Source organism: Chryseobacterium sp. S90, assembly GCF_047444895.1.
Taxonomy (GTDB): domain Bacteria; phylum Bacteroidota; class Bacteroidia; order Flavobacteriales; family Weeksellaceae; genus Chryseobacterium.
In genome coordinates, this window is the sequence record NZ_JBLGCX010000001.1 from 78,565 (window position 1) to 105,435 (window position 26,871).

Genomic DNA, 26,871 nt, shown 5'->3' on the forward strand with positions numbered 1-26,871 from the left:
ATAAAACGCAAGATATTTATGAATCGAAATGTAATCTCTATTGTTTTAGGAGGAGGCAGAGGAACAAGATTATTCCCGTTAACGTATTCCAGATCAAAACCGGCTGTGCCTATTGCAGGAAAATACAGGTTGGTAGATATTCCTATTTCAAACTGCCTGAATTCAGGATTAAATAAGATTCTGGTTTTAACGCAGTTTAATTCCGCTTCCCTCAATTCACATATTAAGAATTCTTATCACTTTGATATTTTCAGCAAAGGTTTTGTCGATATTCTGGCAGCCGAACAGAATGTAGAAAATGAAAGCTGGTATCAGGGAACGGCAGATGCTGTACGACAGTCGATGAAACATCTTGAAAAATATGATTATGACTATATTCTTATTCTTTCAGGAGATCAGCTGTATCAGATGGATTTCAGAGAAATGCTGGATTTTCATATTGAAAACGGAGGAGACCTTACTATTGCTACAATTCCGGTCAATGCAAAAGATGCCACCGGTTTCGGGATCTTAAAATCTGACGATGAAGGAAATATAACGTCTTTCTATGAAAAACCTGATTATGAGATGCTGGAGGGCATGAAATCTGAAGTTTCAGCAGAAAACAAACATACTGGAAAAGAATTTCTGGCTTCTATGGGAATCTATATTTTCACCAAAACCATTCTTAAAAAGATGTTTGACGAAGGGGCTGGTGATGATTTCGGAAAAGATATCATTCCGAGTTCTATCGGTAAATACAAAACATTAAGCTATCAGTACGAAGGATACTGGACGGATATCGGGACCATAGAATCTTTCTACGAAGCCAATCTGGACCTTTGTCTGGATCTGCCGCAGTTTAACCTTTTCTCTTCTTCGCCTATTTATACAAGAGCAAGGATGCTTCCACCGTCAAAAATCAACGGTTCTTATGTAAGCAAGGCTGTTTTTGGAGATGGATGTATCATTATGGCCGATAAAATCGAAAATTCCGTGATCGGAAACAGAACAAGAATTGATAAAGGAAGCACCATCGTAAATTCCTATGTGATGGGAGCCGATTTTTACCAGAATACCACAGAAATTGTATTGAATGACAGGGCCGGCCGCCCTAATATGGGAATCGGGAAATACTGTTATATAGAAAAAGCAATCCTTGATAAAAACTGTTACATTGGTGACAATGTGAAAATTATTGGAGGAAAACATATTCCGGATGGCGATTATGGAACCTATTCCGTACAGGATGGGATTGTGGTAGTGAAGAAAGGAGCTGTGATTGCTCCTGGAACACACGTCGGATAGTAGAAAGGAAGATGGAGGCTGGAAGCTGGAAGTTATGAAAGCCGGAGAATAGTCAGATCTTATCATATAGAATTTAAGCTTATTGATAAGCAGGAGTGTTTTCAATCAGAAGTCTATATAATGATTTCTGCCCGATAGTAACTTCCATCTTCCAGCCATAACCAGGTTAATTATTGTTAAACATACAATCAGGGTGATCAGCATATTGTTCACTCTTTTTATTTGTATTATTTTTGTGCGATGCGTATTTTTAAGATATTAACTTTTATCATTGTTTTGTTGGGGGGAGCTTATGCTGCTTCCATGTACTATTTTGTGGACGATAGTAAAAATTTCACCATTGAAAAAGAGATTGATTATCCGGTAGATAAGGTTTTTTCCCAGTTTAATAATCTTCAGAATTTTACAAGATGGAACAACTTTTTTACCAGTTCACAATCTATCGATATTGATTATTATACGCCTTACGAAGGACAGGGAAGTGCCATCAGTTATGTGGATGCTAAAAATAATACCGATGGAGAAATGTTCATCAGGTATGAGAACCTTAATAAGACACTGAAATATCAACTTTTTGAAGATGAAAATGAAAATCCAACGCTGGTTGATGTTAAATTTAAGCCTGTTTCTGCAGAAAAAACAAAAATCATCTGGTATGTACATACCCCCAAACTACCTGTCTGGAAAAGAGTAGAAAACTTCTGGACAGAAGACCGTTTTGCAGAAAATATCAGCAAAAGCATGGCAAATCTTAAAAATTCTTTAGGAAATAAAGTCGAAAAAGACAACCAGATGGCGGCGATCAAATATGACAGCCTGATGGTGGAAAATGAAGAAGACAAATTGCTGCTTGGGATCAATGTAAGTACATCAAATAAGAAAGATGCGCTCTACAAAAATATCGTGATGAACTATAACAAAGCTTATAACTTTGTAACGATGGATATGGGAAAAAGAGATGATGAATTTGGATATCCCATCCTGATCACTGATGCGGACAATTATAAAGATAAAGAAGTTTCTTATTTCCTGGGAATTCCGCTTTCTAAGAAAATTGGAGTATCAGACAATAATTTCAATTTTAGATCCGTAAATCCGTCTCAAAATTATGTAATTTACTATAAAGGGAACTATGAGGGGCGAATTCGGGCAATTCAGCAGCTCATTCAGAAAGCCAAAAAAGACGAGATGCGCTTCGGAGATATCCGTCAGACCTTTATTGAACGTCCGATGGAAGGACAGGATGTAAACATGAAGCTCTCATTATCAGTGTATAAGTGATTTTTTTTTATTTATTTTTTTCTTAAGGTTTTTTAACGGTTTGAGACTGTTCTAACTCGGTTTTTTTTATTAAATTTGAAGATTAATTCTACAAATAAATTTTAATAAATAGATAAACTGTAATAATGGACAGATTTTCATTCCTAAACGCAGCTCATTCTCAGTTAATTGAGGATTTATACCAACAGTACTTAAAATTCCCAGACTCCCTAGAACCATCATGGAAAGCTTTCTTTCAAGGCTTCGATTTTGCTTTAGAGAACTATGGAGATGACGATAACATCCAGTTTATTCAGGCTTCGGCCAGCGCTGCCCCGGCAGTTCAACAACAGATTTCTCAGGCAGTATCAAACGGAGAAGTTCCTGAGCATATCAAGAAAGAATTTAAAGTAGTAAACCTTATTGAGGCTTACAGAACAAGAGGGCACCTTTTTACAAAGACGAACCCGGTAAGAGAAAGAAGACACTATACACCTACTTTAGACATCGAAAACTTCGGGCTTTCTAAAGAAGATTTAAATACAAAATTCAACTGCGCTGTTGAAACAGGAATGAAAGAACCTGCTACTTTAGCAGATTTGATCAAGCACCTTGAAAATATCTACTGTGATTCTATCGGAGTAGAATATACATACATCAACAACGTTGAAGAAAAAGATTTTATCAAAAAATGGCTTCAGGTAAATGAAAACCACCCAAGCCTTTCTGCAAACGAAAAAACAGAGATTTTATTAAAATTAAATCAGGCGGTTGCTTTTGAAAACTACCTTCATACAAAATTTGTAGGGCAAAAAAGATTCTCATTAGAAGGAGGTGAAACTTTAATTCCTGCTTTAGATCAGTTGATCTCAAGATCTTCTCAGTTAGGAGTAGATGAAGTAGTATTAGGGATGGCTCACAGAGGTAGACTGAATGTTCTTACAAACATTTTCGGAAAATCTTATAAGCAGATCTTCTCAGAATTTGAAGGAAAAGAATTTGAAGAAGATGTATTCTCCGGTGACGTTAAATATCACTTAGGATCATCTAAAAAGATCAAAACTGCTTCAGGAGAAGAAGTTTGTATCAACCTTACTCCGAACCCGTCCCACCTGGAGACAGTGGCTGCTTTGGTAGAAGGTATCTGCCGTGCAAAAGTAGACGACAAATATAAAGATTACTCTAAAGTATTGCCAATCATCATCCACGGTGACGGAGCTATCGCTGGTCAGGGAATTGCTTACGAGGTTGCTCAGATGATGACTTTGGAAGGATACAGAACAGGAGGTACCGTTCATATCGTTGTAAATAACCAGGTTTCATTTACAACCAACTATATGGATGCAAGATCTTCAACATACTGTACAGACATCGCAAAAGTTACAGAATCTCCTGTAATGCACGTGAATGCTGACGATGCTGAAGCTGTTGTTCATGCTATCCATTTTGCTGCTGATTTCAGAGCGAAATTTGGAAAAGATGTTTATATCGACCTTTTAGGATATAGAAAATACGGGCACAACGAAGGTGATGAACCAAGATTCACTCAGCCTAACTTATATAAAACAATTTCAAAACACCCGAACCCAAGAGAAATTTATAAAGATAAATTACTTAAAGACAGCATTACTTCCAATGATGTGATTGCTAAAATGGAAACGGAATTCAAAGCGCTGTTAGATAAAGATTTTGATGCTTCTAAAGAAATTGAAAAGAACGTAATGGATCTGTTCATGGCTGAAGACTGGACTAACTACCCAATCGGAAAGAGAGGAGCAGTTCAGTTGCCGGTTGACACAAAATATGATGCAGCAAAGCTAAAAGAATTAGCGCTGAAAATGTCAACACTTCCTGTTGATAAAAAATTCATCAATAAAATTACAAGACTTTTCGAAAACCGTATCAAAGCTATTGAAGGAAATTCATTAGACTGGGCGTTAGGAGAGTGGTTAGCTTATGCTACACTTCTTGTAGAAGGTCACAATGTAAGAATCTCCGGAGAAGATGTGGAAAGAGGTACATTCTCTCACAGACATGCGGTAGTAAAAACAGAAGATACAGAAGAAGAATATATCCCATTAAGACACGTTTCAGAAAGCAGATTTGATGTATTCAACTCTCACCTTTCAGAATATGGAGTTCTAGGTTTCGACTATGGATATGCAATGGCTTCTCCAAATACATTAACGATCTGGGAAGCTCAGTTCGGAGATTTCGTAAATGGTGCTCAGATCATCGTTGACCAATATCTTGCTGCTGCAGAAGAAAAATGGAAAATCCAGAATGGATTGATTATGCTATTGCCTCATGGTTCAGAAGGACAGGGAGCAGAGCACTCTTCAGCGAGATTGGAGAGATTCCTTACTCTTTGTGCTAATGAAAACATGGTAGTGGCTAACATTACTTCACCTGCCAACTACTTCCACTTATTGAGAAGACAGTTGAAATGGGGCTTCAGAAAACCATTGATCGTAATGAGTCCTAAATCTCTATTGAGACACCCTAAAGTTGTTTCTCCAATTGAAGATTTTGCAAACGGTGCATTCCAGCCTATCTTAGACGATCCTACTGCAGATCCTAAGAAAGTTGAAAAAGTAGTTCTTTGTTCAGGTAAACTGTACTTCGAATTATTAGCGAAGAAAGAAGAACTTAACTGTGAAAATATTGCATTAGTAAGATTCGAGCAGTTATATCCGTTACAGGCAGATGCTATTGAAGCGATCTTCAATAAATATGAAAACAGAAAACAATTGGTTTGGGCTCAGGAAGAACCTGAAAACATGGGGGCTTGGTCTTATATCCTGAGAAACTTCAGAGATACAGGAATCCAGGTAGTTGCTCCGGTACCAAGCGGTGCTCCAGCTCCAGGTAGCCACAAAATGTTTGAGAAAAACCAGAATGCAGTGATCAACAGAGTTTTCGACAGAGATGATGCTCCTGCAAAAAGACCAGTTACAGCTTAATTTAAATAATAATCAATTAAAAAATAAAAAATACTCGATATGTCAGTTTTAGAAATGAAAGTTCCTTCACCGGGCGAATCAATTACAGAAGTTGAAATTGCAACTTGGCTTGTAAAAGATGGTGATTATGTAGAAAAAGATCAACCTATCGCCGAAGTGGATTCAGATAAAGCAACTCTTGAATTGCCGGCAGAACAAAGTGGTATTATCACTTTAAAGGCAGAAGAAGGTGATGTAGTACAGGTAGGTCAGGTAGTTTGTTTAATTGATATGGATGCTAAAAAACCAGAAGGTGCTGCACCTGCTGCTGAAGCTCCAAAACAGGAAGAAGCTCCGAAAGCTGCTGAACCTGCTAAACAAGAAGCTCCAAAACCTGCTGCTCCGGCAGCTGCACCACAAACTTATGCAACAGGAGCTCCATCTCCGGCTGCTAAGAAAATCCTTGACGAAAAAGGAATGGATGCTGCTCAGGTTTCAGGAACAGGAAGAGACGGAAGAATTACTAAGACTGATGCTGAATTGGCGGCTGTTCCTGCATTGGGAGGAAGTCCTCTTACTGCAACAGGGGCTAGAACAACAACAACAACTAAACTTTCAGTTCTAAGAAGAAAAATCGCTCAGAGATTAGTTTCTGTGAAGAATGAAACAGCTATGTTAACGACTTTCAATGAAGTTGACATGTCTGAAATCTTCAGATTAAGAAAGCAATATAAAGAAGAATTTGCTCAAAAACACGGAGTTGGACTTGGTTTCATGTCTTTCTTCACAAAAGCAGTTACAAGAGCATTACAAATGTATCCGGATGTAAATGCATCTATTGACGGAGACTTCAAAGTAAACTACGATTTCTGCGATATTTCAATTGCAGTTTCAGGTCCTAAAGGATTAATGGTTCCTGTATTGAGAAATGCAGAAAACATGACTTTCAGTGCTGTTGAAGCAAACATTAAAGATCTTGCAATCAAAGTAAGAGACGGTAAAATTACTGTTGATGAAATGACTGGTGGTACTTTCACGATTACAAACGGTGGTACTTTCGGATCTATGATGTCTACACCAATCATCAACCCTCCACAATCTGCAATCTTAGGTATGCACAACATTATCCAGAGACCGGTTGCTGTTGACGGACAGGTAGTAATCAGACCAATGATGTACGTTGCAATGTCTTATGACCACAGAATTATCGACGGAAAAGAGTCTGTAGGATTCCTTGTAGCGGTAAAAGAAGGTATCGACAATCCTGTTGAAATATTATTGGGAGGTGACGAAAGAAAAGGCCTTGGATTATAGTTTTAATGAAATTATAACATAAATATATTATCTCGCCTTAAAAAAGGCGAGATTTTTGTATTTATTAAGAAAATGCTACAATGATGTTTTCAAAAATGACTTCCAATATCAAAGTTTCAGTATTACCTGAATATGATAGTAAGAACAGTTATCCATCCGAAAACCGTTACGTTTTTAAATACAATATCACGATAGAAAATGACGGAAGCTTTCCTATCAAAGTATTGAAAAGAAAATGGTTGATTTTTGATGTCGGATTTGGATACACAGAGATTATAGGAGATGGCGTAATCGGCCTGACTCCTGAAATAGGAACAAGCGAAAATTTCGCTTATTTTTCCAATGTAATGCTTCGGTCCGGAGTAGGTAATATGAGTGGAAAATACCTGGTGAAAAACATGGAAACACAAGAGACTTTCGAAATTGATATTCCGAAATTCAATCTGTTATCAGAAGTGTTGAGTAATTAAAGCTTTTTTGTACCACAAAAAGTACAATAGTATTGATGATAGACTGCAGAATAAGAACCCGGGTTCAATACTCTGTTCTATTAAAGCTTTTTGATTTTCGCTTTCAGATATTCATTTACTTCATCATTACTGGTGAGAAACAGTTTCTCAAAAGCCAGTAGAGAGATCTTTGCACATACTTCAGCATCTGCCCCTGCTCTGTGGTGGGTGAATTCAATTTTATGATATTCTGCCAATGGTTTCAAACCGTATTTTGGAAGGTAGTTCCATGACTTCTTTGCAAGTTGTATGCTGCACAGATAATTGAGTTGAGGAGTAAACATCCCGTAATGCTCCAGACAACCTCTTAAAACTGAAGCATCAAATCCTGCATTATGAGCAATCATAAGACTTCCGTACATCATATCCTGAGCTTCATACCATATCTCATCAAAAGTAGGTGCATCCTTCACATCTTCCGGTTGAATCCCATGCACCGCAATATTGAATTTATTGAAATAAGGAAAACTTGGAGGTTTAATCAGCCAGGTCTTTGTTTCAACAATTTTAGAATCCTGTACCACACATATTCCCATCTCACAAGCTGAACTTTTCTCGTGAGTGGCCGTTTCAAAATCTATTGCGCAGAAATCCATTGTTTTGTAGTTAAATTAGTTGCTGGTTCTTCAGTTACTAGTTGCTGGTTTTTTAGTTTGATGTTTCAGGTTTAAAGTTTCGGGCTTACTTAAGAAAAGAAAGATTGCTTGTCCCAAATTTCTAAGTTTTAATCCCTGCAACCTATCATCTGCCACCTGCTATCTCCCTCCCAAAAAATGTCTAAAAATCAACCATTTCGATTGATAGAACTTCTTCTTTTGATTTTTCTGACGAAGTTTCCATGTTCCGGGAAGCTGTCCATAAAATCCGAAATGAGCTCTTACGACAGCCCAAAGGTGCGGAAAACCATGCTTTAATCCGAAATAAATCCCGGCAACACCATCCAGGCATAATCTGAAAAATATCAGCCAGATCAATTGAGGAAAGGGAAGATTTTTAAGCATCATAGAAAGGTTATTCCTGATGTTTAAAAAAGTTTTTTGGGCACTCTGTTTGTTAAGTGTTCCACCGCCTACATGATATACACTGGTTTTTCCGGTATAATAAATTCTTTTCCCGGAATTAATAAGTCTCCAGCAAAGATCAATTTCTTCCTGATGCGCAAAAAATCTTGCATCAAAACCATTCTGCTCCCAAAAGTCTTTTGAACGGATGAAAAAACAGCACCCTGATGCCCAGAAAATTTCTGTTTCATCATTATACTGGCCTTTATCTTCTTCCAGAACATCAAAAATTCTTCCTCTGCAATAAGGATATCCAAGATTGTCTATCAATCCGCCTGCAGCTCCTGCAAATTCAAAATAGGTTCTATTATGATATGATAAGATCTTAGGCTGTACTGCAGAAATGGAAGGATTTTCTTCCAATAATTCCAAAGCAGGTTCTATCCAGTTTTCGGTAACTTCTACATCAGAATTAAGAAGACAGTAATATTCATTCGGGATAGCTTTCAATCCTTCATTATAACCCCCTGCAAATCCATAGTTTTTATCGTTTTTAATAACGGTTACTGTGGGGAAATTCTTTTGAAGAAATTCAATGGAATCATCAGTAGAAAGATTGTCAATAACAAAAATATCTGCATTCTGAGAAAATTGAATCACACCCGGAAGAAATTTTTCAAGCCAATTTCTGCCATTCCAGTTTAAGATGGCAACTGCCAGTTTTTTCTGCATTTCAATTTATTTTTTTTCAGAATCAAAATTTTTGATAGCGTCCTGATATTTCCATTTTCTGTGTGACCAAAGGTAGTTGTCCGGATTTTTGTGTAATGTATTTTCCAATAACTTATGGAACTTTCTTACGACTTCATTTTCAGTAAACTTTTCACCATCAGGATAGATTCTGTGATAATTTACCTGATAATAACCGCGCTTTACCTTCTTCATTTCACAATAGATAAAAACAAGATCCATCCTTGTGGCAAGCTTATCATATCCTATAAAAGCAGGAGTCCGCTGATTCAAAAATTCTAATCCATAGGTGACGTGTGCGTGGTGGGGAGTTTGGTCAGCTACAAACATATAAGCAGAATCACCGTTGTTTCTTGATCTGAAAATATTCAGGATTACTTCATTGGCTTCCAATGCTTCATTTCCGAATTTGTTTCGGACCTTCCTCATCTGATTCTCCCAAAAGTCATTATTTACCCTTCTGTATACAGGATGGCAATGTGCCTGTGGAATAATTCTTGCCAGTGCATTAATCCATTCCCAGTTGAAAACGTGACCTGCCAAAAGAATAATATTTTTGCCTTCAGCCTTAGCTTCATGAAATAAATGCTGATTGATATGCTGCATTCGCACTCTGGATTCTGTTTCCGAAATGCTGAAAGATTTGATGGTTTCTACCAGATAATCTGAAAAATTAAGGTAGAATTTTTTTCGGATCTCTTTAATTTCTTCTTCCGATTTATCCGGGAAAGATTTTTTCAGATTTTGAGTGATTACCTCTTTTCTGTATCCTACCAGATAATAATTCAGGAAAAAGATGACGTCCGAAAAAATATATAATATTTTAAGCGGCAGCTTCGAGATCAGATTTAATATTTTGATTAGAAAATTCATAAAACACGCAAATTTAGTGATAATAAAATTATGGTTCTATTTTTGCAGAGGGATATGTATTATTTTTTTTACTTTTATATTATGAAAAAATTGATAATTTTCGCTTCTCTTGGATTAAGTGCATTTGCTTTTTCACAAGAAGTGAAGAACTCCCCGGATAAAGGAAAGCAAAAAACAGCGCTTATAGTGCCTACTGAGCAGAAAGACTTAGATGCGAAGAAAAAAGCAGCTGAAGAAAAAGCCAAGCTTCCTAAACCCTATGATCCAAAAGCGGACGCAGAGGCAGATATTAAAAAATTGGTAGCTCAGGCTAAGAAAGAAGGTAAGAATGTTATGATCCAGGCCGGTGGAAACTGGTGCATCTGGTGTCTTCGTTTTAATAATTTTGTGCAGAATACTCCCGAGCTGAAGGAAATTGTAGATAAAAAGTATGTTTACTATCATCTGAACTATTCCCCGGAGAATAAGAATGAAAAAGTTTTTTCTCAATATATCAATATTAAAGAACAGCAGTTTTATCCATTTTTTATCATTTTAGATAAAGATGGTAAAAAGGTTCATGTTCAACAGAGTGAGGTATTAGAGGAAGGAAAAGGATATAGTAAAGAGAAAGTAAAAGAATTTCTGGAAAAAGGAAAAGTTATTTAAAAAGAAAACCCGTTCATTAAAACGGGTTTCTTTTTTATTATCTTAAGCAGCACAAAACTCCATACGTATTGCACCCTTTCCATTAGCATCATAGCAGGCTGCTGCACCTGAATACTGAATACACGAAGTACAAGAACTGATATATACCATGCTGCCATCCGAGCAAGATGAAGCACATGATAATCCTCCTGTTAGTTTACTTAATTTTTCTCTTGATAATTTTTTCAAATTTTTCATGGTTATAGAATTTAGTTTTAAGCAGTAAATATATTGTTTTTTTATTTAAAATCTCCAATTGGGGAAATTACATTAATTTCTTAATCCAGTTTAATTTTTTCTCAGAATAAGGTGGATATTTGATGTTCGGTTCACCCCAGGTGGCTTTTTCAAGAACTGCTTTTTGATGTGAGAAAGTTTCAAAACCATATTTTCCATGGTAATTTCCTATCCCTGAACTTCCGACTCCTCCAAACGGAAGATGATCATTACTTAAATGCATCACCGTATCATTGATACATCCTCCTCCAAAAGACAGTTTTCGGGTAAAGTTTTCTTTTTCTTCTGAATTATTGGTAAAAAGATAAGCTGCTAGTGGCTTTTCAAGCTCTACAATAGAGTTGAGTGCTGCATTATAACTCTGAAAACGGATTACAGGAAGCAGAGGTCCAAAAATTTCTTCCTGCATGATTTCATCATTCCAATCTATATGGTTCAGAATAGTAGGCTCAATGTAAAGTTTTTCCTCATCAAAATGTCCTCCGGAATAGATTTTTTCTTTATCAATAAGGCGCACAAGACGCTGGAAATTTCGTTGATTAATGATTCTTGTGTACTGTTCAGAATTGTGATCATATTTGAACTCTTTGATATATTTTCTGAGCATTTCCAAAAACTGCTCCTGAATCGTTTCTTCCACCAACAGATAATCGGGGGCTACACAGGTTTGTCCTGCATTGAGGAATTTTCCCCATACAATTCTTTTAGCAGCCATTTCGAGATTGGCATTTTTAGTGACAATTGCAGGAGATTTTCCACCCAGTTCCAGCGTTACAGGAGTTAAATGTTCTGCAGCCGCTTTATAAACAATCTTTCCAACTTTTGTACTTCCTGTAAAAAATATTTTGTCAAATCTTAATTGTAAAAGAGAAGTTGTTTCTTCAATACCTCCCTCATAGACATACAAATAGTCAGACGGAAAATTTTCATTGATGATGAATGCCATCGCTTTCATTGTATTTTCAGCGATTTCGCTAGGCTTAAGAATACAGCAGTTTCCAGCAGCCATAGCCGCAATAATGGGAGAAAGGGATAGCTGATAAGGATAATTCCAGGCTCCGATTACCAGGACACAACCAAGAGGATCAGCATAAACTTTACTGTTTCCGAGCTGGTTAACAAGATTGGTCTTTACTTTTTGAGGTTTTGAAAGAGATTTTAAGTTTTTGATATAATAATTAATGTCATTCAGAATGAAGGATAGCTCTGTTGTGAAAGTATCAAACTTTGATTTTCCAAAATCTTTGCTAATTGCTTCATACAGCATGTTTTCATTAGAAATAATAAGGTTTTTAAGCTTTTCAAGATACATTTTCCGAAAAGCGGGACTTTTGGTTTGCTGTGTTTTAAAAAAATCTCTTTGGCTCAGTAAAATTCTTTCAATTTCCATTGGTAAGCTTTTGTATTAAACGTAGTGCTTTATGCAATATTGCTGCTTGAAAAAGACGAACAATAAACCGGCCAAAGTGGGAGAAGAAGGGAGATTGAAGATGAGAGTTAGAAACAGTAAGTTTATCACTTAATTTAAATTTAACGCAAAGTTCGCAAAAGATTTGACTGTAAAATGGGAAATTACGTTCGCAAAGGCGCTGACACTTAGCAGAGTTCATTCATTGTGTACATAGGTGAATGAAATGCCTTTGCGAACGGAAAATATATACCCCTTAGTGTATTCCTGGCGTTTAAGAAACTATCTTATCCGAATCTATCTGTTATTTATGTCTTCAGTAGCTTCTATCTTCAAGCTTCCAGCTTCCTTCTTTTTAGCATTACATTATATTTCGTACTGCTATTTTTGCAGGATGATAAAGCAGTAAGCAAAGCGCAGTAATGAATGCAAGCCAGAAAAGTCCGGTAAAAATTTCCATATTAGAAAGAAGAATAGATTGTGCTGTAATTTTAGCCTTAAAAGCTCCTGCTGTCATGGATAAAGAATCATTCACTGAAAGTTTTGAAATATTGGCCCCGAAAACCTGAGTCCATTGACTGTAAAAAACAGGATTGGTGTCTGTAAAGTTTGCGCTGAGTGTATCAGAATGTTTTAAGGTTAAAAACAACATCAGGTTTTGCATCAGTGCATACCCGATAGCCGTTGTCCAGAAACGGGTTGTTGTCCCTAAAGCTGTAGCATTGGCAACATATTCTTCCGGTGTTGCTGAAATCAAAAAGAAAACAAGCGGAGTAAATAATAATCCCTGAGCAACCCCTTGCAGAAATAAGGGCGGACAAATCGTTGAAAGGGTAGTGTCCGGATAAAAAGTATAGGTAAACCATGCGCAGTCGATGGCGAGTAAAAGAAATCCTGTAAAGAAAACAATTCTCGATGAAACCCCACGAACCAGACAAATTCCAGATAATAATATTCCCAAAAGAGTTCCTGCCACATTCCAGTACTGGATGTTTACAATATAATCCCACGGCCATTTCCATACGGTAGCCATGACGGTGTATACATTATTAAGTCCGGAGCGGATCAGGTAGAAAATAAAAAACAGGATCATTCCAGCAATCACATTTTTTGAGCTGAAAACTTCAAAGTGAAACAACGGTCTTCTGGAATTTCTTTGTTTAAGCATGAATAGCCCTCCTGAAAGAAGAAATATAAACAGGCACATGATAATAGTGTCTGATTCCAACCACATTAATCTTTTTCCATAAATAATTGCATAACCGCCAGCCTGCAGACATACCCAGAGCAAAAACCAGCTGGTAATATCCAGTTGGTACAAAGGTTTTTTGGGAAAGAATCTGTTTCTGTTGAATAAAGCAATACCGATTATCAGTACAAATACATGAAAGTAGGCCATCATGAGGATCATATGCTGGAAGTCATAGTTTTCAATACTTGATTTCAATAGGGAAGTGGTTATTGTTCCTCCTGTCAGCATGATGGTATACATAAAAAGATAAGCCACCACTTTGGCATGTCTTGTTTTTAGTTCGGCAATAATCAGAGGAAGGAAAATAGCACCCTCCAGCAATCCAAAAATTCCCTCTAAAAACCGGATCACCAGAATAACATGATAATCATGTGTTACCGATAAAACATAAAGGATAATCACGGAAATGGAAGCCATCAGCAGAACGTAATATTTCACGCTGAAATAAGCCATAAACCTTTGTATAACTAAAAGGGTAACCACAAATGTCCCGTACATCAAAATCATTAAATACTGAATGTCATCTGAATCGACATCCATAAAAGAAGATGTGAAGGCGCTGTTTGAATGTAAAAGCGACAACAACATCAGGTGGGGAAACAATGCCAGTATAAGAAGCGGCAGTTTCAGCCATTGTGGTACCCATTGATGATAAACTGTATTGTGTTGCATAATTTTTTTGAAAGCATTAATTGAAGAATGCTGAAAAGGCAGATAAGCAAATTCGTGGCTGTACCTGAATTTAAAAATGCGAAAAGACAAAAGTGCAAGGTGTAAAAGTAAAAGGTAAAATGGCGAACGTGCCCAAGAAAAAAATTGCAGATTCGCTATTTTGCAGCTCTGTCTTTTCGCTAAAAAAATAAAGTCTGAAATGTATTGATTGGAAGGTAATTTTGCACTCTAAAACTCTAAAACTCTAAAACTCTAAAACTCTAAAACTCTAAAACTCTAAAACTCTAAAACTCTAAAACTCTAAAATCCTCCCACACTCAAACTCATATCTTCTTCGCGCTCACCAGAACATTCATTCCGGAAAGCAGTTTTTCGTTGTCTTTATTGTTGTCAAGAATGATTTTCACAGGAAATCTCTGTTCAATTTTTACAAAGTTTCCGGTGGCATTATCCGGTTTTACCAAAGAAAACTGGGATCCTGATGCAGGAGAAACGGAAAGTATTTTTCCTTTAAATTCCACATCGGGATACGCATCTGCAGTAATGATGACTTCCTGGCTCTGATCAATCTGTCCAAGCTGTGTTTCTTTGTAATTGGCAATGATCCATTTTTCTTTGCTGACGATCTGTACTAAAGCCTGGCCATCCTTAATCAATTGACCTTCCTGAATGGTCTTTTTTCCGACCCATCCATCATAAGGAGCGGTAATCACCGTATAAGAAAGATAAAGTTTAGCATTGCTCAGACTCGCATTACTCTGCTGTATCTGGCTTTTAACAGGAGCAACCTTTGTCTGCTGTTCGCTGGCTCCGGCTCTTACTGCATTTTTCTGTTGTTCTAATGCCATAAGATTGGCTTTTGACTGTTCATAGGACGCTTTTACATTCTCAAATTCCTGTTCGGTAGCAGCATCTTCGGTCAGTAAGTTTTTATATCTTTTATAATCCTGCTCCGTTCTCCAGATATCAATTCTTGCAGAAGCAATTTTGGCATCAATGATCTTTGTGTCGCTTTCTTTGGTATTGACGCCGCTTTCAATAGTGCTGATGGTAGCTGTATTGGCGTGGAGATTGGCTTCTGCCATTTGTACCTGATTCACAAACTCTCTGTTGTCTATGATGATTAAAGTATCCCCTTTATGTACAAACTGATTTTCATTAAACTTTATCGTTTTGATAAACCCGGAAACCTTGCTGGATACAGGCGTGATATATTGTTCGATCTGTGCATCGTTGGTAGTGACATTCTTTCTTGAAAAAAGATAAAAACTGACCATTCCTGTAATTCCGCTGATGATCAGGATCCAGGCCAGTAGAGTAATGGACTTGTTGATTCTTTTTTCCTTTTGTGTCAGTTGTTTCTGTGCCATAGTTTTTATAAGTTTCCAATCGTATATTGGAGTTGGTAATATTTAAGTTGTCTGTTTATTTTTACGGAAATAAGGTTGGATTCTGCCTCCAGATAAGTATTGTCGGCATCTATCAGTTCAGTGATAAGACTTAGTTTATTCGCATATTTTGTTCTTACAATGCGATAGTTTTCTTTTGCCTGATCAATCGCTTCTTCAGCAATTTTCACTTTCTGGTCTGTTTCTTCAAACTTCTTGTAAGCTTCATACACGTTGTGTCTTATTTTTTCTTCATTTTCCGCTATCTGAAGTTTAGCAAGATCTATATTTTCCCGTGCTTCCTGCATTTTATACTTATTCTTGTACAAGCTTTCAATAGGATAGGTAAGATTTACCCCAACCATTCCCAAGCGATAGGCATAGGGTTCAGGAGGGAAAAACATCATATTCGGGTACTTTAAAAAATATTCTCCGCCTGCTGTAATTTTGGGTAAATAATTCGCTTTGGTGATTTTTTGATCCAGTTCTTTCAGTGAAAGGTTTTTGTGGGTGATTTCAACGGATTCATTTTTATTTAAAGCCGTTTCAGTCAATTCATCAACATAAGGAATTGTTGCGTTATCCGAAATAAGATCTTCCGTATTCACATGCATTTCCTGATCTTCCGGAAGAGAAAGAATAGTTTTCAGCTTATGCTCTGCAATCTGAATATCGTTATCCAGCTCTGTCCAGCTCATTTTATGATTGGAAAGCTGCAGGGAAGTTCTCAATACTTCATTCACTGTTACGACACCGTTAGCTTTAAGAGCTTTTACTTGTTTGATGTTGACAGAATCCTCTTTCATTTTATCATTAATGAGACTCTGCTGTTCCTTTAAATGATGGATCTGCAGAAAAGCTGTGATGATTTCCATGGTAAGTTGTCTCTCGTCCAGATGCGTTCTTAAAGCTGAAATTTCAGTGTCAATAGCCGCTTTCTTTTCCGTATTCTTTATTTTGCCACCCATGTATACCGGAATTGAAGCAGATAATGTAAAGTCATACATCCCATTGATGACATCATACTTTGTTGCTTTGTTAAATACACCATTTTGGTGCTGATACAAATTGGTTACCTGGGTATAGCTGGTATGAAATTCAATGTCCGGAAGCTTTTCCATTTTGAGATCTTTCTCTTTGGTAGCGGACATTTCCTGTTTTAGATGACTTATCTGTATGTTTTTGTTGTTTTTCAAACCAATCTCTACCGCTTGCTGTAAGCTGAGGTGTTGGTAATCTATCATCTGTGAATGTAAAAAGCTGCTCAATAATAAGCACAACGCGATGCACAGATACCGGCATGCGTTAAATATGATATTCATAAATTAATTAAAGGATTTTTGCTAAAATGATTTTGATGCAGCAAAGTTACGGCGACAAGCATAGTTCCCGATTTGTGAAAACAGAAAAAGATTTGCTCATTTACGCCAATTTAAAAAATCTTCTTATCTTTATTTTATGAATGACAGCCATTTTGAAGCAGTAGAAGAGGATGATGCCGAATTTTATATCTATCATGTCCTCACAGGCAATGTAACAACAGATATTCATTATCACAGTTCTGCACAATTAGTCTATGCAGAAGGAGGTATTGTGCATGTTTTCACCGATCAGAGGCACTGGTATCTTCCTGCAAGGTGCTTTATGTGGATTCCGGCCGGGATACCTCACTATATTTTTTCTACCAGTCCGAAAGTTGATTTATATAACTTTTATTTTAAAAAAGAAGAAAATGAAAATGGCTTTTTTGATGAAATTAATATTTATTCCGTCAATAATTTGCTTCGGGAGATGATTTTTCACACTAAAGACTGGGATGGGAAAATTACAAAAAATGATGGCTCTAAATATTATTTTCTCAAAGCTCTTAAAGGGGTTTTACAGGAAAAAAAGAATAAACATCTGGCATTCCCGATACAGCATCCTTTCCCAAAAGATGAAACCTTACTGAAGATTGCAAGATATATTCATGCAAACCTTGAGAAGCCTCTTACCATAGAATCTACGGCAAAAGAATTTGGGATGAGTACCAGAACCCTTTCGAGGAAATTTAAAGAGATTCTGGGCATGAATTACGTCCGTTTTCTACGGGCATTACGGATTACCCGTTCCCTTGAACTGATGCTGGAAGGAAAATATAATATGTATGAAATAGCGATGATGGTAGGGTACAATAGCCTGTCATCTTTCAGTAATATTTTCAAAAAAGTAATTGGGATTGCTCCTACGGAATATCAGCAGAAACTGAGAGGGGATAAGTAATGAGTGAGAGTGTTTGAGGGCTTCGCGATACGAGATTCGGGATTTGTGGTACGAATTGCTGCTATTTAAGTTTAAATACAGGCATATTAGGAATAATATAGGTCAGGATTCCCTGAATTCCCCTTCTCTGAAGGGGTGGATTTTTGCAAAGCAAAAAGACGGGGTAGTTTATCATTTGCCTAATCAACAACCTACATGTTCTATGTTTACAAACAAAAAAACCACCTCAAATAAATGAAGTGGTTTGTATGGTGAGAAAATCTCAGTTGCTTAATATTAAGCTTCTTCAGATTTAACTTCTTCCTTCTTAGCAGCAGGAGCAGCTACAACTGGAGCGTCAGATACGATATCGAATTCGAAATTGTACTCAACGTTTCTGTGTAATCTGATGTTTGCTGTTACTTTACCAGTTCTCTTAATAGTGTTTCCTGGGATTTTGATGTATTTCTTCTCTACAGAAACTCCAGCTTTAGCTAGAGCAGCAGAAAGATCAGCATTGTTGATAGATCCGAATAATTTATCACCAGAACCTACTTTTGCAGGGATAGTGATAGAAGTTTTCTTCAATTGATCTACTACAGCGTTAGCAGCAGCGATTAATTTAGCTTCTTCTTCTTTTCTAGCTTCTAAAGTAGCTTCTAGAGCTGCTTTGTTTTTAGGGGTAGCTAAAAGAGCAATTCCTTGAGGAATTAAAAAGTTTCTAGCATAACCTGGCTTTACGCTTACTGTATCAAACTCAAGTCCTAAGTTTTCTACGTCTTGTTTTAGGATGATATCCATTGTTGTTGTCCTTTTTTTAGATTTTAGAGTGATCTAAAATCAAGTTAGAATTAATTATTTATTCAGCAACAAAAGAAGAGGTTGCCCTCTTCTTTTATTTATTTTTTGTCTTATTTCAATAAGTCAGCTACGTATGGTAGTAATGCAAGGTGTCTTGCTCTTTTGATAGCAGCAGAAACTTTTCTTTGGTATTTTAAAGAAGTTCCAGTGTATCTTCTTGGTAAGATTTTACCTTGCTCGTTTACAAATTGTAATAAGAAATCAGCATCTTTGTAATCAACGTGCTTAATTCCGTATTTTTTGAATCTACAATATTTCTTTTCAGATTTTGTATTGATATCAAGCGGAGTAAGGAATTTTACTTCTGATTCTCCTCCAGCTGAGGCTTGTTTAGCCATTTCATCTATTGCCATGTCTTGTCTTTTTTAAAAAATAGGGTTAATAATTAAGCTTTAGCTGCTTTTACTTTAGTTCTTCTAGTTACAGCATACTCAACAGCATGTTTGTCAAGTTTCGTAGTAAGGTAACGGATTACTCTCTCGTCACGCTTAAATGCTAATTCTAGATCAGCTACTACACTACCTTCTCCTTTGAATTCGATTAGAGTATAGAACCCGTTCTTTTTCAATTGGATAGGATAAGCTAATTTTTTTAATCCCCAGTTTTCTTTAGCAACGATTTCGCAGTTCTTTTCTTTGATAAGATCTACATACTTGTTCACTGCTTCCTCTACCTGTGACTCAGATAGAACGGGAGTTAAAATGAAAACAGTTTCGTAATTGTTCATAATGTTAAATGAATTTGTTAATTATTTCGAGGTGCAAAAGTAGAGAATATATTTCTTATATGCAAGAGGATTCGTGAAATAGTTGAGTATTGATGGTTGAGAGTTTAAAGTTTAGTGTTTTGGGAAATTGCTTCATATTATAATTAAAAACTGTTTTCAATAGTTACTTTTAAAAGAAATCAACTTTCAACTCAGGATTTCTGACTAATCTTTTTGTCTTAATTCTGCAAGAAAATTCACTTTCAACACATCGTATAACGAATGCCTGCTTACTAAAATAGAAGCAATGGAAGAAACCATTCCTGCCAGCATCAGATGGAAAATCAGGGAATGTCTGTCAGTCATCTCCAAAACAATAATAGCTGAAGTAAACGGAGCGCGGGTAATTCCTGTAAGAAAAGCGACCATTCCGGCCAAAACAACAACATTGGTTTCGTTGGGTGTTAAATGAATAGCACCAGAAATAACAGAGCCTATACTGGCTCCGGCTGAGAGGGCAGGGGCGAAAATTCCACCCGCACCACCGGAAGTAAAAGAAAGTGCAGGGCCAAGCATCCTTAAAACCGGAACATACCAGTCTTCGTGTTTATCCTTCGTAAAAAGGACGCGCTCCATAATTTCTTTCCCAGAGCCCAGAATTTCTCTGTTGATGAAATAAGCGATTGAAGCAATAATTAAAGCACAAATAATCAGGAATATCACATTGGCCTTATCCGTTTTCAGTTTGTTCTTTTTCCAGCTGTTGATTTTGAGCATAGCAACAGAAAGCTGACTGGCGAGAATACCCGCAACCGCAGCAACAAGAACAATAGGGAACATTACCATTAAAGAAACATCGTTGGTCTTCGGATATCCCAGATATAAATAAGATCCGGCTAAAGTCTGAGCCGTTAAACCTGCAATAATGACAGCCGTAAATAGAGCGGTTTTAAAATAATTGATATGGGTTTTGGAAAGTTCCTCAACTGCAAAAACAATTCCTCCCAGCGGAGTGTTGAATGCTGCGGCAAGCCCGGCTGCGGCTCCTGTCATAATCATATTCTTTTTGGAGATTTTCGGCCACCATTCGGGAAGATACTCGTTGACCTTTCTGAAAACAGAACCTGCAATCTGAATGGTAGGTCCTTCACGTCCTACCGCACCGCCTCCGATTACCAGAATGACTGAGGAAAGGATTTTGAAAAAAATGATTTTAATACTTAGAAGATTTCTGATTTTTCGGTGTTCTTTCGGATTGGCTAGCTCTACTGCGGCCATTACCTGCGGAATACCGCTTCCTTTGGCGTTGGGGGCAAATTCTTTCACCAGCCACCAGGAAAGTACAAATCCTATGGGAGCAATAATGAAAATCATCCATGCATGCCAGTTAAAGATAAAATTCATGAGATGTTCACCCCAGGCAAATACCTGTGCATACATTACGGCAAAAAAACCTGTAATAACGGATCCTATCCAAAAAGGAATAGCCTGAAGAAGGTTGTGCTTCAGCTGTTCGTTCCGGATATTGTCAAAAGAGTTTTTGACGGATTTTTTTATAAGAGTGAAAATTTTCAGCATTTGTCTGTTTTGAGGGATGAGATTATGGTAAAATTCTGGAAATTATAGGTCGTTTAAAAACTTTGAGATGATTTCACTATTTCCAATGGTAAGTATTTCCGGTAAACCAAAGCTCAGAATATTATTTCTCACTTCGAGTTTAAAATTTTCATTTGGAAAGGCTTTTATTGTTTCTTTTCTCTTTTGGTTTAAAAAATTCATGGCTTTATATTGATCACTTCCTAAAACATAGAAATCTTTAAAATCATGATCTTTAAAGTTGATATTAAAACTGCTGAATATTCCTGCAATCTTATCCATTAATCTTTTCTTGTTAATGGAAATATATCCAAAATCTTCTTCAAGTTTTTTTAATCCCCAAAGTTGAATGGTGTCAAATTTACGACCTAAACGACCTCCTCTTGATGTAATCCCAACTTTGCTGACAACAAAAAGGTAGAAAGAACCGTTATTATTTCTGTCTTTTACCAAGTAACAGATTTGAGGAATGAATAATGGATACATGTCATGCGAACTGAATTGCTCATAAGGAGAGTCTTCAATATCAATCACTGAAATATCATAATCTAAAGAAAGCTGATCGTAAACTTCAGTAATGATTTTTTCATCCTGCTCAGTGAAGGCAGAAAATTTTGTCATGTCATACTTTCTGTAATCCAGATCCATTATTGAGTATTTATTTGTTTAAAAATAATGCTAATAAATCTAATTTCAAAATAAGTTGTGATAATGTGTAATTGTATTTGTTTTATTGATGATTTGATAAATAAATGGATTTTTATTTGGATATTTTCAATTGATCTTTTGTGTTGTTTAATCTTTTGATATTCTATTATGTTTGACTGCCAAAAACAAAAAACCTCCGATTAAATCGAAGGTTTAATATTTAAAATCAGCAAAAATTACCTATTGCTAATTACTTATTACTTATATTTCTGTGTTCAGATCCCAGTTTTCAAGGTAGTCGTGAACGTGCTTCAGCATCATTCCACCTAGAGAACCGTCTACTACTCTGTGGTCATAAGAGTGAGACATGAACATTAAGTTTCTGATTGCAATTACATCACCATCAGCTGTTTCAAGAACCGCAGGTTTTTTAACGATAGCTCCGATTGCTAAAATAGCTACCTGAGGCTGAGGAATGATAGGTGTTCCCATAAGGTTTCCGAAGCTTCCTACGTTTGAAATAGTATAAGTTGCACCCTGAGTATCTTCAGGTCTTAATTTCTTGTTTCTAGCTCTGTAAGCCAGGTCATTGATTGCTTTTGCAAGACCTGAAAGTGATAGCTGATCTGCATTCTTGATAACAGGAACAATAAGGTTTCCGTCCGGAAGGGCAGTAGCCATACCGATGTTGATGTTTTTCTTTTTGATGATGTTTTCACCATTGATAGAAACATTGATCATTGGGAAATCCTGAATTGCTTTCACTACAGCTTTTACGAAAATCGGCATGAAAGTCAGTTTCTCACCTTCGCGTTTTTCAAATATTGCTTTGTTTTTATTTCTCCATTTTACAACGTTGGTAACATCTGTTTCGATGAAAGAAGTAACGTGCGGAGCAATTTGTTTTGCTTTTACCATGTTTTCAGCGATGATCTTTCTCATTCTGTCCATTGGAATGATCTCATCACCTGCACTTACCGGAATCGTAGCTGCCGGAGCAGATATTGCTGGTTTCGGAGTGGATGCCGCTTGTACGGGAGCCGCCTGCTGAACTGGCTGGTTTCCTCTGTTGGCAACATATGCTAGTATATCTTCTTTTGTAATTCTTCCTTCCAAACCGCTACCTTTGATAGATTTCAGTTCAGTTTCAGAAATATTTTCCTGTTGTGCGATAGATTTTACGAGTGGAGATAGATAAAGGTCTCCTGAGAATTCTACATTTGAAGCAATTGTTGCTTGTAAAGGCTCTTCAATCGCTTTTAAAGTGTCAGCATCCGGAGTAGCCGCCGGAGTTTCAGTTTTTACTTCTTCTGAAGCTGCGCCTTCTCCTTCAATTTCTAAAATAGCAATGGCTTCACCTACTTTTGCAACTTCATCTTTTTGCTTTAAAATTTTTACGATTTTCCCCGAAACTGGTGTCGGAACGTCTGAATCTACTTTATCTGTTGCAATTTCTACTACGGAGTCATCCTCCTTTACGTTATCACCTTCATTGAATAACCAAGTGATAATTGTCGCTTCCATAACACCTTCTCCCATGGAAGGAAGCAATAATTTGTATTCTGCCATTTTTGATTTTTAGATTTTGACAAATATATAAAAAAAATCGGTTTTTTTATGAAATATATAATCTTAGCTGAATTCAATATAAATATTTTCGCCTACATTCAGTCCAAACAGGCTTTTGGCGCCGTTTTTCTTGCTTCCTTTGTAGATGGTAAGCTCCAATAATTGACTATCATTGAAAATAGCAGCAGACTGCCCATGGAATTCTGTTTCCCTTTCCCAATCTGAAACAACCTCCGTGTGGCTGGAAAATATCTTTGAAAGACTTAAATTTCTGAATTTTATGGTAAAATTATCATAGCCTTTGCTGATATTTTCGAAAAAATCTTTGTTGATATTTGAGATTATATTTCCGAAATTATCAATATAAGTTACTTCTCCGATAATCATGCCTTCTGATTCATTATAAACCGCCCTTGGGAACATCAGTTGTTTAGCTGAATGTATTTTTCGTCCTATTACCTCAGGAAGTCCACCATTGGCTAGATGTACCGCTGCAGGTACAAATATGTCTGTAGAAGTAAAGTTGATGATGTCATCAAAACGATTGTTCAGGGTAAGTTCATAGATAGCTTCCGGTTTAATATCAAAAAAGATAAGGCTTAAAAGGCCATTATCTGCCGCTAAAAAGTAGGATCCGTCGGCTTTATAAATTATATTTTTTCTAGACCTGTTGTAAAAACTGTCTACGGAAATAATGTGAATGCTTCCTTTTGGAAAATATTTATAAGCATTTCTTACAATATACGAAGTCTGTATAAGGTTGAATGCCTGGATATCGTGGGTTATATCAATAATATTAACCTCAGGGTTTAGAGACAGAATTTTGCCTTTCACAGCGGCAACTCTGTAATCTAAATTTCCGAAATCCGAAGTAAGGGTAATAATTGACATGAGCAATTTATAGAATAGTGTAGTATTGCAAAGTTATTTAAAATAAAAAGAAAGCCCGAAAGATTGTTGAAAAGAATTTGATATAAATTTGAAAAAAAGCTTTAATTTTAAAATCTAAAAATAAAAATACTGCATGTTTGAATTAACATATGATTTGGAAGATATCGATGCGAAAATCTTCTATGGAGTTAATAACCAATATTTCAACTTAATAAAATCAAGCTTTCCAACCATTAAAATTACAGGAAGAGATCATTATATCTTTGCGATGGGAAATCAGGAAGCATTAGATATACTAAAGCAAAAACTGGATGATATTGTCCGTTTTATTTCTAAAAACAATTCAATTGGGCTGAAAGACGTTGAAAATATCCTGAATATTAAAGACGAAAACGAGAAACAACTGGTTTTCGATCAGGACATTATTGTAAAAGGAGTAAACGGAAAAGTCATTAAGGCTAAAACAACCAATCTTAAGAAGCTGGTAAAGGAAACCGAGAAAAAAGATATGGTTTTTGCAATAGGTCCTGCCGGAACGGGGAAAACGTATACTAGTGTAGCATTGGCAGCTAGAGCTTTAAGGGATAAAGAGGTGAAAAGAATCATTCTGACAAGACCGGCTGTAGAAGCGGGAGAAAGTCTTGGGTTCTTGCCGGGTGATCTTAAAGAAAAACTGGATCCCTATTTACAGCCTTTATATGATGCACTTCGGGATATGATTCCTCATGAAAAACTGGAAGGCTTTATTGAGAAAAAAGTAATTGAAGTGGCACCATTGGCATTCATGAGAGGAAGAACGCTGGATGATGCTTTTGTAATTTTAGATGAAGCTCAGAACACGACCCATTCTCAGATGAAAATGTTTTTAACCAGAATGGGGATGAATGCTAAATTTATTATCACAGGAGATCCTACCCAGGTCGATTTGCCACCAAAACAACAATCCGGGCTGAAAGAAGCTATGAGGATTTTAAGCGGAGTAAAGGAAATCGGGTTTGTACATCTTACAGAAGAGGATGTAGTGAGGCACCCTGTTGTAAGAAAGATTATTCTTGCCTATAATGATGAAGAGAAAAGAATGAGAAATGACTAGTAAAAATGAGTGAAAATTTCTGTTAACCTTTTATTAACCTTAAATTGGTTAGTTAAAATTTGTTAATTTGAAAAAAATAGTTAGTTTTGCAGACCTTAAAATGTAAAAACTAACTAAACATGAAAAAACTTTTACTTGTTGCAGCGGTCGCTGTTATGGGAATTTCTGCAAACGCACAAGAATTTCGATTTGGTCCAAAAGCTGGTTTCGCAATGTCTACGATTAAATTAGACGATAAGCAGGATGATCTTGACGGAAGAAAAATGTCTCCTAAATATACCTTCTATATCGGTGGGATGGCTGAGTACAAATTCAATGATAATTTTGCTGTTCAGGGTGAGGTTTTGTATTCACCACTGGGAGCTAAAGAAAAAATTGATGGAGTAAATGCTGGAGGGATGTATTTTGGTGAGTCAACTAAAGTGACTTTTGGGACTCTTTTAGTGCCTGTTTCTGCAAAATACTTTATTACAGAAGGTTTCTCTGTAGCCGCAGGTGTTAACGTTGGAATTATCCTTACAGCTAAACAAAAGACTGTAATTGGTTCAGATTTCCTTGATGTAGAAATGGAAGGTGAAGGCGGTGAAGTAGATATTAAAAAAGATATCAAATCTTTAAACCTTGCCCCTTTCTTAGGCGTTGAATATATGCTGGAAAACGGACTTTTCTTTGATGCAAGATACAGCTTAGGAGTATCCAACCTTTCTAATGACAACAGCGGTGGTACTGTAAAGAACAGCTTTGCTCAGGTGGGTGTAGGTTTCAAATTCGGAGGAAACTAATTCTGAAAATCTTATTTAGAAATAATAGAAAGCAGGACGATTTTTGTCCTGCTTTCTATCGTTATACAGATATCAGAGACCGGTTCTATTTTTATGATGAAAATAATTAGTACTTTTGCAGGGTAATTTAAAGCTACTAAAAAAAATGAAAAAACTATTATTACTAGGTGCTTTTGCACTTTTAGGAGGTGCTGCTCAAGCGCAGGAAGGTTTTAAAATTGGCGGACATATTGGTGTTCCTGTGTCTGATGCAAGTGATGTATCTTCATTTACATTGGGAGTAGATGCTGCTTATATGTGGAATATTGCTAAAGGTTTTGACCTTGGGGTAACAACAGGGTATTCTCACTTCTTCGGAAAAGATCACTTTGATGATTTCGGATTTATTCCTGTAGCTGTTTCCGGGAAATATAAATTTAAAGGAGCTCCTATCTTTGTAGGATTAGACCTTGGATATGGTATTTCTACAAAGGATGGGGTAGATGGTGGTTTCTATGCACAGCCTAAATTTGGATACCAGATGTCCAAAGGAGAGTTGTACATCGGATATCAGTCTATCAGTAACAGACGTGATTATGGCTGGTACAGAGACAACTGGAGTGTAGGAGCTGTAAACTTAGGATTTAATTTCTTTATCAAATAAAGACAGTTGAAAAATAACTGAACTCCGGCCGAAGGCCGGAGTTTTTTTGATATAATATAAACAGCCTGTACGGGTCTTTTATCAGAAACTTTTGAAATAAAATGCTTACAGCGATTAGAAAAAGATAAAAATAATCTCATATTATAAACGTTTGTTTAGATTTAAGAGTTAATAACTTTAAAATTAGTAGTTTAGGTTAATTGATTTTAGCATTTTCCCAGAATTCATGGGGTCTTAGGAAAAATGTGAAAATTTAAAAAA

The 26,871-nt window shown here is 36.5% G+C and carries 25 protein-coding genes; 10 read left to right on the top strand and 15 right to left on the bottom strand.

Going from position 1 to position 26,871, the window contains the following annotated elements:
• Positions 1–18 precede the first annotated feature (18 nt).
• From ACLMCG_RS00415 to apaG, 5 genes are all read left to right on the top strand, one after another.
• On the top strand, positions 19–1,287 hold the full coding sequence (locus ACLMCG_RS00415) for a glucose-1-phosphate adenylyltransferase (RefSeq protein WP_184554330.1): 1,269 nt from the start codon (positions 19–21) through the stop codon (positions 1,285–1,287).
• 240 nt (positions 1,288–1,527) lie between these two features.
• On the top strand, positions 1,528–2,568 hold the full coding sequence (locus tag ACLMCG_RS00420) for an SRPBCC domain-containing protein (RefSeq protein WP_413958374.1): 1,041 nt from the start codon (positions 1,528–1,530) through the stop codon (positions 2,566–2,568).
• A gap of 125 nt (positions 2,569–2,693) precedes the next feature.
• The gene (locus ACLMCG_RS00425) at positions 2,694–5,510 is read left to right on the top strand and encodes a 2-oxoglutarate dehydrogenase E1 component (protein WP_413958375.1); all 2,817 of its coding nucleotides are present in this window, start codon (positions 2,694–2,696) and stop codon (positions 5,508–5,510) included.
• Between the two features lie 39 nt (positions 5,511–5,549).
• A complete protein-coding gene (gene odhB / locus ACLMCG_RS00430; RefSeq protein ID WP_413958376.1) occupies positions 5,550–6,803 on the top strand; it encodes a 2-oxoglutarate dehydrogenase complex dihydrolipoyllysine-residue succinyltransferase in 1,254 nt (417 codons plus the stop codon).
• A gap of 80 nt (positions 6,804–6,883) precedes the next feature.
• The gene (gene apaG / locus ACLMCG_RS00435; RefSeq protein WP_413958377.1) at positions 6,884–7,273 is read left to right on the top strand and encodes a Co2+/Mg2+ efflux protein ApaG; all 390 of its coding nucleotides are present in this window, start codon (positions 6,884–6,886) and stop codon (positions 7,271–7,273) included.
• An 80-nt stretch (positions 7,274–7,353) separates the two neighbouring features.
• Here the strand turns inward: apaG and ACLMCG_RS00440 are convergent, their stop codons facing one another.
• From ACLMCG_RS00440 to ACLMCG_RS00450, 3 genes are all read right to left on the bottom strand, one after another.
• On the bottom strand, positions 7,354–7,908 hold the full coding sequence (locus ACLMCG_RS00440) for a 3'-5' exonuclease (RefSeq protein ID WP_413958378.1): 555 nt from the start codon (positions 7,906–7,908) through the stop codon (positions 7,354–7,356).
• A gap of 159 nt (positions 7,909–8,067) precedes the next feature.
• On the bottom strand, positions 8,068–9,045 hold the full coding sequence (locus ACLMCG_RS00445) for a glycosyltransferase family 2 protein (RefSeq protein WP_413958379.1): 978 nt from the start codon (positions 9,043–9,045) through the stop codon (positions 8,068–8,070).
• Positions 9,046–9,051: 6 nt separating this feature from the next.
• A complete protein-coding gene (locus tag ACLMCG_RS00450; RefSeq protein WP_223600826.1) occupies positions 9,052–9,936 on the bottom strand; it encodes a lysophospholipid acyltransferase family protein in 885 nt (294 codons plus the stop codon).
• 81 nt (positions 9,937–10,017) lie between these two features.
• Between ACLMCG_RS00450 and ACLMCG_RS00455 the strand changes: the two genes are divergently transcribed.
• Complete coding sequence (locus ACLMCG_RS00455) at positions 10,018–10,584, top strand: thioredoxin family protein (RefSeq protein WP_223600825.1); 567 nt, start codon at positions 10,018–10,020, stop codon at positions 10,582–10,584.
• A 42-nt stretch (positions 10,585–10,626) separates the two neighbouring features.
• On the opposite strand, the gene ACLMCG_RS00460 is transcribed toward ACLMCG_RS00455, so the two are convergent.
• The 5 genes from ACLMCG_RS00460 to ACLMCG_RS00480 all read right to left on the bottom strand — a co-directional run bounded on the left by ACLMCG_RS00460 (position 10,627) and on the right by ACLMCG_RS00480 (position 16,902).
• Positions 10,627–10,821, bottom strand: a complete 195-nt coding sequence (locus ACLMCG_RS00460) for a bacteriocin-like protein (protein WP_156118912.1) — start codon at positions 10,819–10,821, stop codon at positions 10,627–10,629.
• Between the two features lie 67 nt (positions 10,822–10,888).
• Complete coding sequence (locus ACLMCG_RS00465) at positions 10,889–12,250, bottom strand: aldehyde dehydrogenase (protein WP_413958380.1); 1,362 nt, start codon at positions 12,248–12,250, stop codon at positions 10,889–10,891.
• A 379-nt stretch (positions 12,251–12,629) separates the two neighbouring features.
• On the bottom strand, positions 12,630–14,192 hold the full coding sequence (locus ACLMCG_RS00470; RefSeq protein ID WP_413958381.1) for an MFS transporter: 1,563 nt from the start codon (positions 14,190–14,192) through the stop codon (positions 12,630–12,632).
• Between the two features lie 323 nt (positions 14,193–14,515).
• Positions 14,516–15,562: an HlyD family secretion protein gene (locus tag ACLMCG_RS00475; RefSeq protein ID WP_413958382.1), complete on the bottom strand. Its 1,047-nt coding sequence runs from the start codon at positions 15,560–15,562 to the stop codon at positions 14,516–14,518.
• A gap of 5 nt (positions 15,563–15,567) precedes the next feature.
• On the bottom strand, positions 15,568–16,902 hold the full coding sequence (locus ACLMCG_RS00480; protein ID WP_413958383.1) for a TolC family protein: 1,335 nt from the start codon (positions 16,900–16,902) through the stop codon (positions 15,568–15,570).
• Positions 16,903–17,038: 136 nt separating this feature from the next.
• Between ACLMCG_RS00480 and ACLMCG_RS00485 the strand changes: the two genes are divergently transcribed.
• Positions 17,039–17,842 carry a helix-turn-helix domain-containing protein gene (locus tag ACLMCG_RS00485; RefSeq protein WP_413958384.1) on the top strand — a complete coding sequence of 268 codons (804 nt, stop codon included), beginning with the start codon at positions 17,039–17,041 and terminating at the stop codon, positions 17,840–17,842.
• A 276-nt stretch (positions 17,843–18,118) separates the two neighbouring features.
• On the opposite strand, the gene rplI is transcribed toward ACLMCG_RS00485, so the two are convergent.
• The 7 genes from rplI to ACLMCG_RS00520 all read right to left on the bottom strand — a co-directional run bounded on the left by rplI (position 18,119) and on the right by ACLMCG_RS00520 (position 24,092).
• Positions 18,119–18,622: a 50S ribosomal protein L9 gene (rplI, locus tag ACLMCG_RS00490; RefSeq protein WP_047385291.1), complete on the bottom strand. Its 504-nt coding sequence runs from the start codon at positions 18,620–18,622 to the stop codon at positions 18,119–18,121.
• A gap of 110 nt (positions 18,623–18,732) precedes the next feature.
• Positions 18,733–19,035, bottom strand: a complete 303-nt coding sequence (rpsR, locus tag ACLMCG_RS00495) for a 30S ribosomal protein S18 (protein ID WP_002979091.1) — start codon at positions 19,033–19,035, stop codon at positions 18,733–18,735.
• A gap of 32 nt (positions 19,036–19,067) precedes the next feature.
• Positions 19,068–19,409 (bottom strand): 30S ribosomal protein S6, encoded by a 342-nt coding sequence (gene rpsF, locus ACLMCG_RS00500; RefSeq protein WP_047374382.1) that lies wholly within the window; start codon positions 19,407–19,409, stop codon positions 19,068–19,070.
• Between the two features lie 204 nt (positions 19,410–19,613).
• Entirely contained in the window at positions 19,614–20,966 is a 1,353-nt protein-coding gene (locus ACLMCG_RS00505; protein ID WP_413958385.1) for a chloride channel protein, read from the bottom strand.
• Between the two features lie 42 nt (positions 20,967–21,008).
• Complete coding sequence (locus tag ACLMCG_RS00510; protein WP_413958386.1) at positions 21,009–21,632, bottom strand: hypothetical protein; 624 nt, start codon at positions 21,630–21,632, stop codon at positions 21,009–21,011.
• A gap of 261 nt (positions 21,633–21,893) precedes the next feature.
• Positions 21,894–23,201: a dihydrolipoamide acetyltransferase family protein gene (locus tag ACLMCG_RS00515; RefSeq protein WP_413958387.1), complete on the bottom strand. Its 1,308-nt coding sequence runs from the start codon at positions 23,199–23,201 to the stop codon at positions 21,894–21,896.
• A 63-nt stretch (positions 23,202–23,264) separates the two neighbouring features.
• Positions 23,265–24,092: an S-adenosyl-l-methionine hydroxide adenosyltransferase family protein gene (locus ACLMCG_RS00520; RefSeq protein ID WP_413958388.1), complete on the bottom strand. Its 828-nt coding sequence runs from the start codon at positions 24,090–24,092 to the stop codon at positions 23,265–23,267.
• A 133-nt stretch (positions 24,093–24,225) separates the two neighbouring features.
• Between ACLMCG_RS00520 and ACLMCG_RS00525 the strand changes: the two genes are divergently transcribed.
• From ACLMCG_RS00525 to ACLMCG_RS00535, 3 genes are all read left to right on the top strand, one after another.
• A complete protein-coding gene (locus ACLMCG_RS00525; protein WP_223600815.1) occupies positions 24,226–25,185 on the top strand; it encodes a PhoH family protein in 960 nt (319 codons plus the stop codon).
• Positions 25,186–25,304: 119 nt separating this feature from the next.
• Positions 25,305–25,967 (top strand): porin family protein, encoded by a 663-nt coding sequence (locus ACLMCG_RS00530; protein ID WP_223600814.1) that lies wholly within the window; start codon positions 25,305–25,307, stop codon positions 25,965–25,967.
• A gap of 145 nt (positions 25,968–26,112) precedes the next feature.
• Complete coding sequence (locus tag ACLMCG_RS00535; protein ID WP_223600813.1) at positions 26,113–26,610, top strand: hypothetical protein; 498 nt, start codon at positions 26,113–26,115, stop codon at positions 26,608–26,610.
• The last annotated feature ends 261 nt before the right edge of the window (positions 26,611–26,871 follow it).

Coding starts and splice junctions, on each gene's coding strand:
- ACLMCG_RS00470 (WP_413958381.1), bottom strand. CDS start 14,192: ATGCAACACAATACAGTTTATCATCAATGGGTACCACAATGGCTGAAA.
- ACLMCG_RS00445 (WP_413958379.1), bottom strand. CDS start 9,045: ATGCAGAAAAAACTGGCAGTTGCCATCTTAAACTGGAATGGCAGAAAT.
- ACLMCG_RS00415 (WP_184554330.1), top strand. CDS start 19: ATGAATCGAAATGTAATCTCTATTGTTTTAGGAGGAGGCAGAGGAACA.
- rplI (WP_047385291.1), bottom strand. CDS start 18,622: ATGGATATCATCCTAAAACAAGACGTAGAAAACTTAGGACTTGAGTTT.
- ACLMCG_RS00505 (WP_413958385.1), bottom strand. CDS start 20,966: ATGCTGAAAATTTTCACTCTTATAAAAAAATCCGTCAAAAACTCTTTT.
- ACLMCG_RS00480 (WP_413958383.1), bottom strand. CDS start 16,902: ATGAATATCATATTTAACGCATGCCGGTATCTGTGCATCGCGTTGTGC.
- apaG (WP_413958377.1), top strand. CDS start 6,884: ATGATGTTTTCAAAAATGACTTCCAATATCAAAGTTTCAGTATTACCT.
- odhB (WP_413958376.1), top strand. CDS start 5,550: ATGTCAGTTTTAGAAATGAAAGTTCCTTCACCGGGCGAATCAATTACA.
- rpsR (WP_002979091.1), bottom strand. CDS start 19,035: ATGGCAATAGATGAAATGGCTAAACAAGCCTCAGCTGGAGGAGAATCA.
- ACLMCG_RS00425 (WP_413958375.1), top strand. CDS start 2,694: ATGGACAGATTTTCATTCCTAAACGCAGCTCATTCTCAGTTAATTGAG.
- ACLMCG_RS00450 (WP_223600826.1), bottom strand. CDS start 9,936: ATGAATTTTCTAATCAAAATATTAAATCTGATCTCGAAGCTGCCGCTT.
- ACLMCG_RS00525 (WP_223600815.1), top strand. CDS start 24,226: ATGTTTGAATTAACATATGATTTGGAAGATATCGATGCGAAAATCTTC.
- ACLMCG_RS00465 (WP_413958380.1), bottom strand. CDS start 12,250: ATGGAAATTGAAAGAATTTTACTGAGCCAAAGAGATTTTTTTAAAACA.
- ACLMCG_RS00535 (WP_223600813.1), top strand. CDS start 26,113: ATGAAAAAACTATTATTACTAGGTGCTTTTGCACTTTTAGGAGGTGCT.
- ACLMCG_RS00460 (WP_156118912.1), bottom strand. CDS start 10,821: ATGAAAAATTTGAAAAAATTATCAAGAGAAAAATTAAGTAAACTAACA.
- ACLMCG_RS00455 (WP_223600825.1), top strand. CDS start 10,018: ATGAAAAAATTGATAATTTTCGCTTCTCTTGGATTAAGTGCATTTGCT.
- ACLMCG_RS00440 (WP_413958378.1), bottom strand. CDS start 7,908: ATGGATTTCTGCGCAATAGATTTTGAAACGGCCACTCACGAGAAAAGT.
- ACLMCG_RS00530 (WP_223600814.1), top strand. CDS start 25,305: ATGAAAAAACTTTTACTTGTTGCAGCGGTCGCTGTTATGGGAATTTCT.
- rpsF (WP_047374382.1), bottom strand. CDS start 19,409: ATGAACAATTACGAAACTGTTTTCATTTTAACTCCCGTTCTATCTGAG.
- ACLMCG_RS00510 (WP_413958386.1), bottom strand. CDS start 21,632: ATGGATCTGGATTACAGAAAGTATGACATGACAAAATTTTCTGCCTTC.
- ACLMCG_RS00475 (WP_413958382.1), bottom strand. CDS start 15,562: ATGGCACAGAAACAACTGACACAAAAGGAAAAAAGAATCAACAAGTCC.
- ACLMCG_RS00485 (WP_413958384.1), top strand. CDS start 17,039: ATGAATGACAGCCATTTTGAAGCAGTAGAAGAGGATGATGCCGAATTT.
- ACLMCG_RS00520 (WP_413958388.1), bottom strand. CDS start 24,092: ATGTCAATTATTACCCTTACTTCGGATTTCGGAAATTTAGATTACAGA.
- ACLMCG_RS00515 (WP_413958387.1), bottom strand. CDS start 23,201: ATGGCAGAATACAAATTATTGCTTCCTTCCATGGGAGAAGGTGTTATG.
- ACLMCG_RS00420 (WP_413958374.1), top strand. CDS start 1,528: ATGCGTATTTTTAAGATATTAACTTTTATCATTGTTTTGTTGGGGGGA.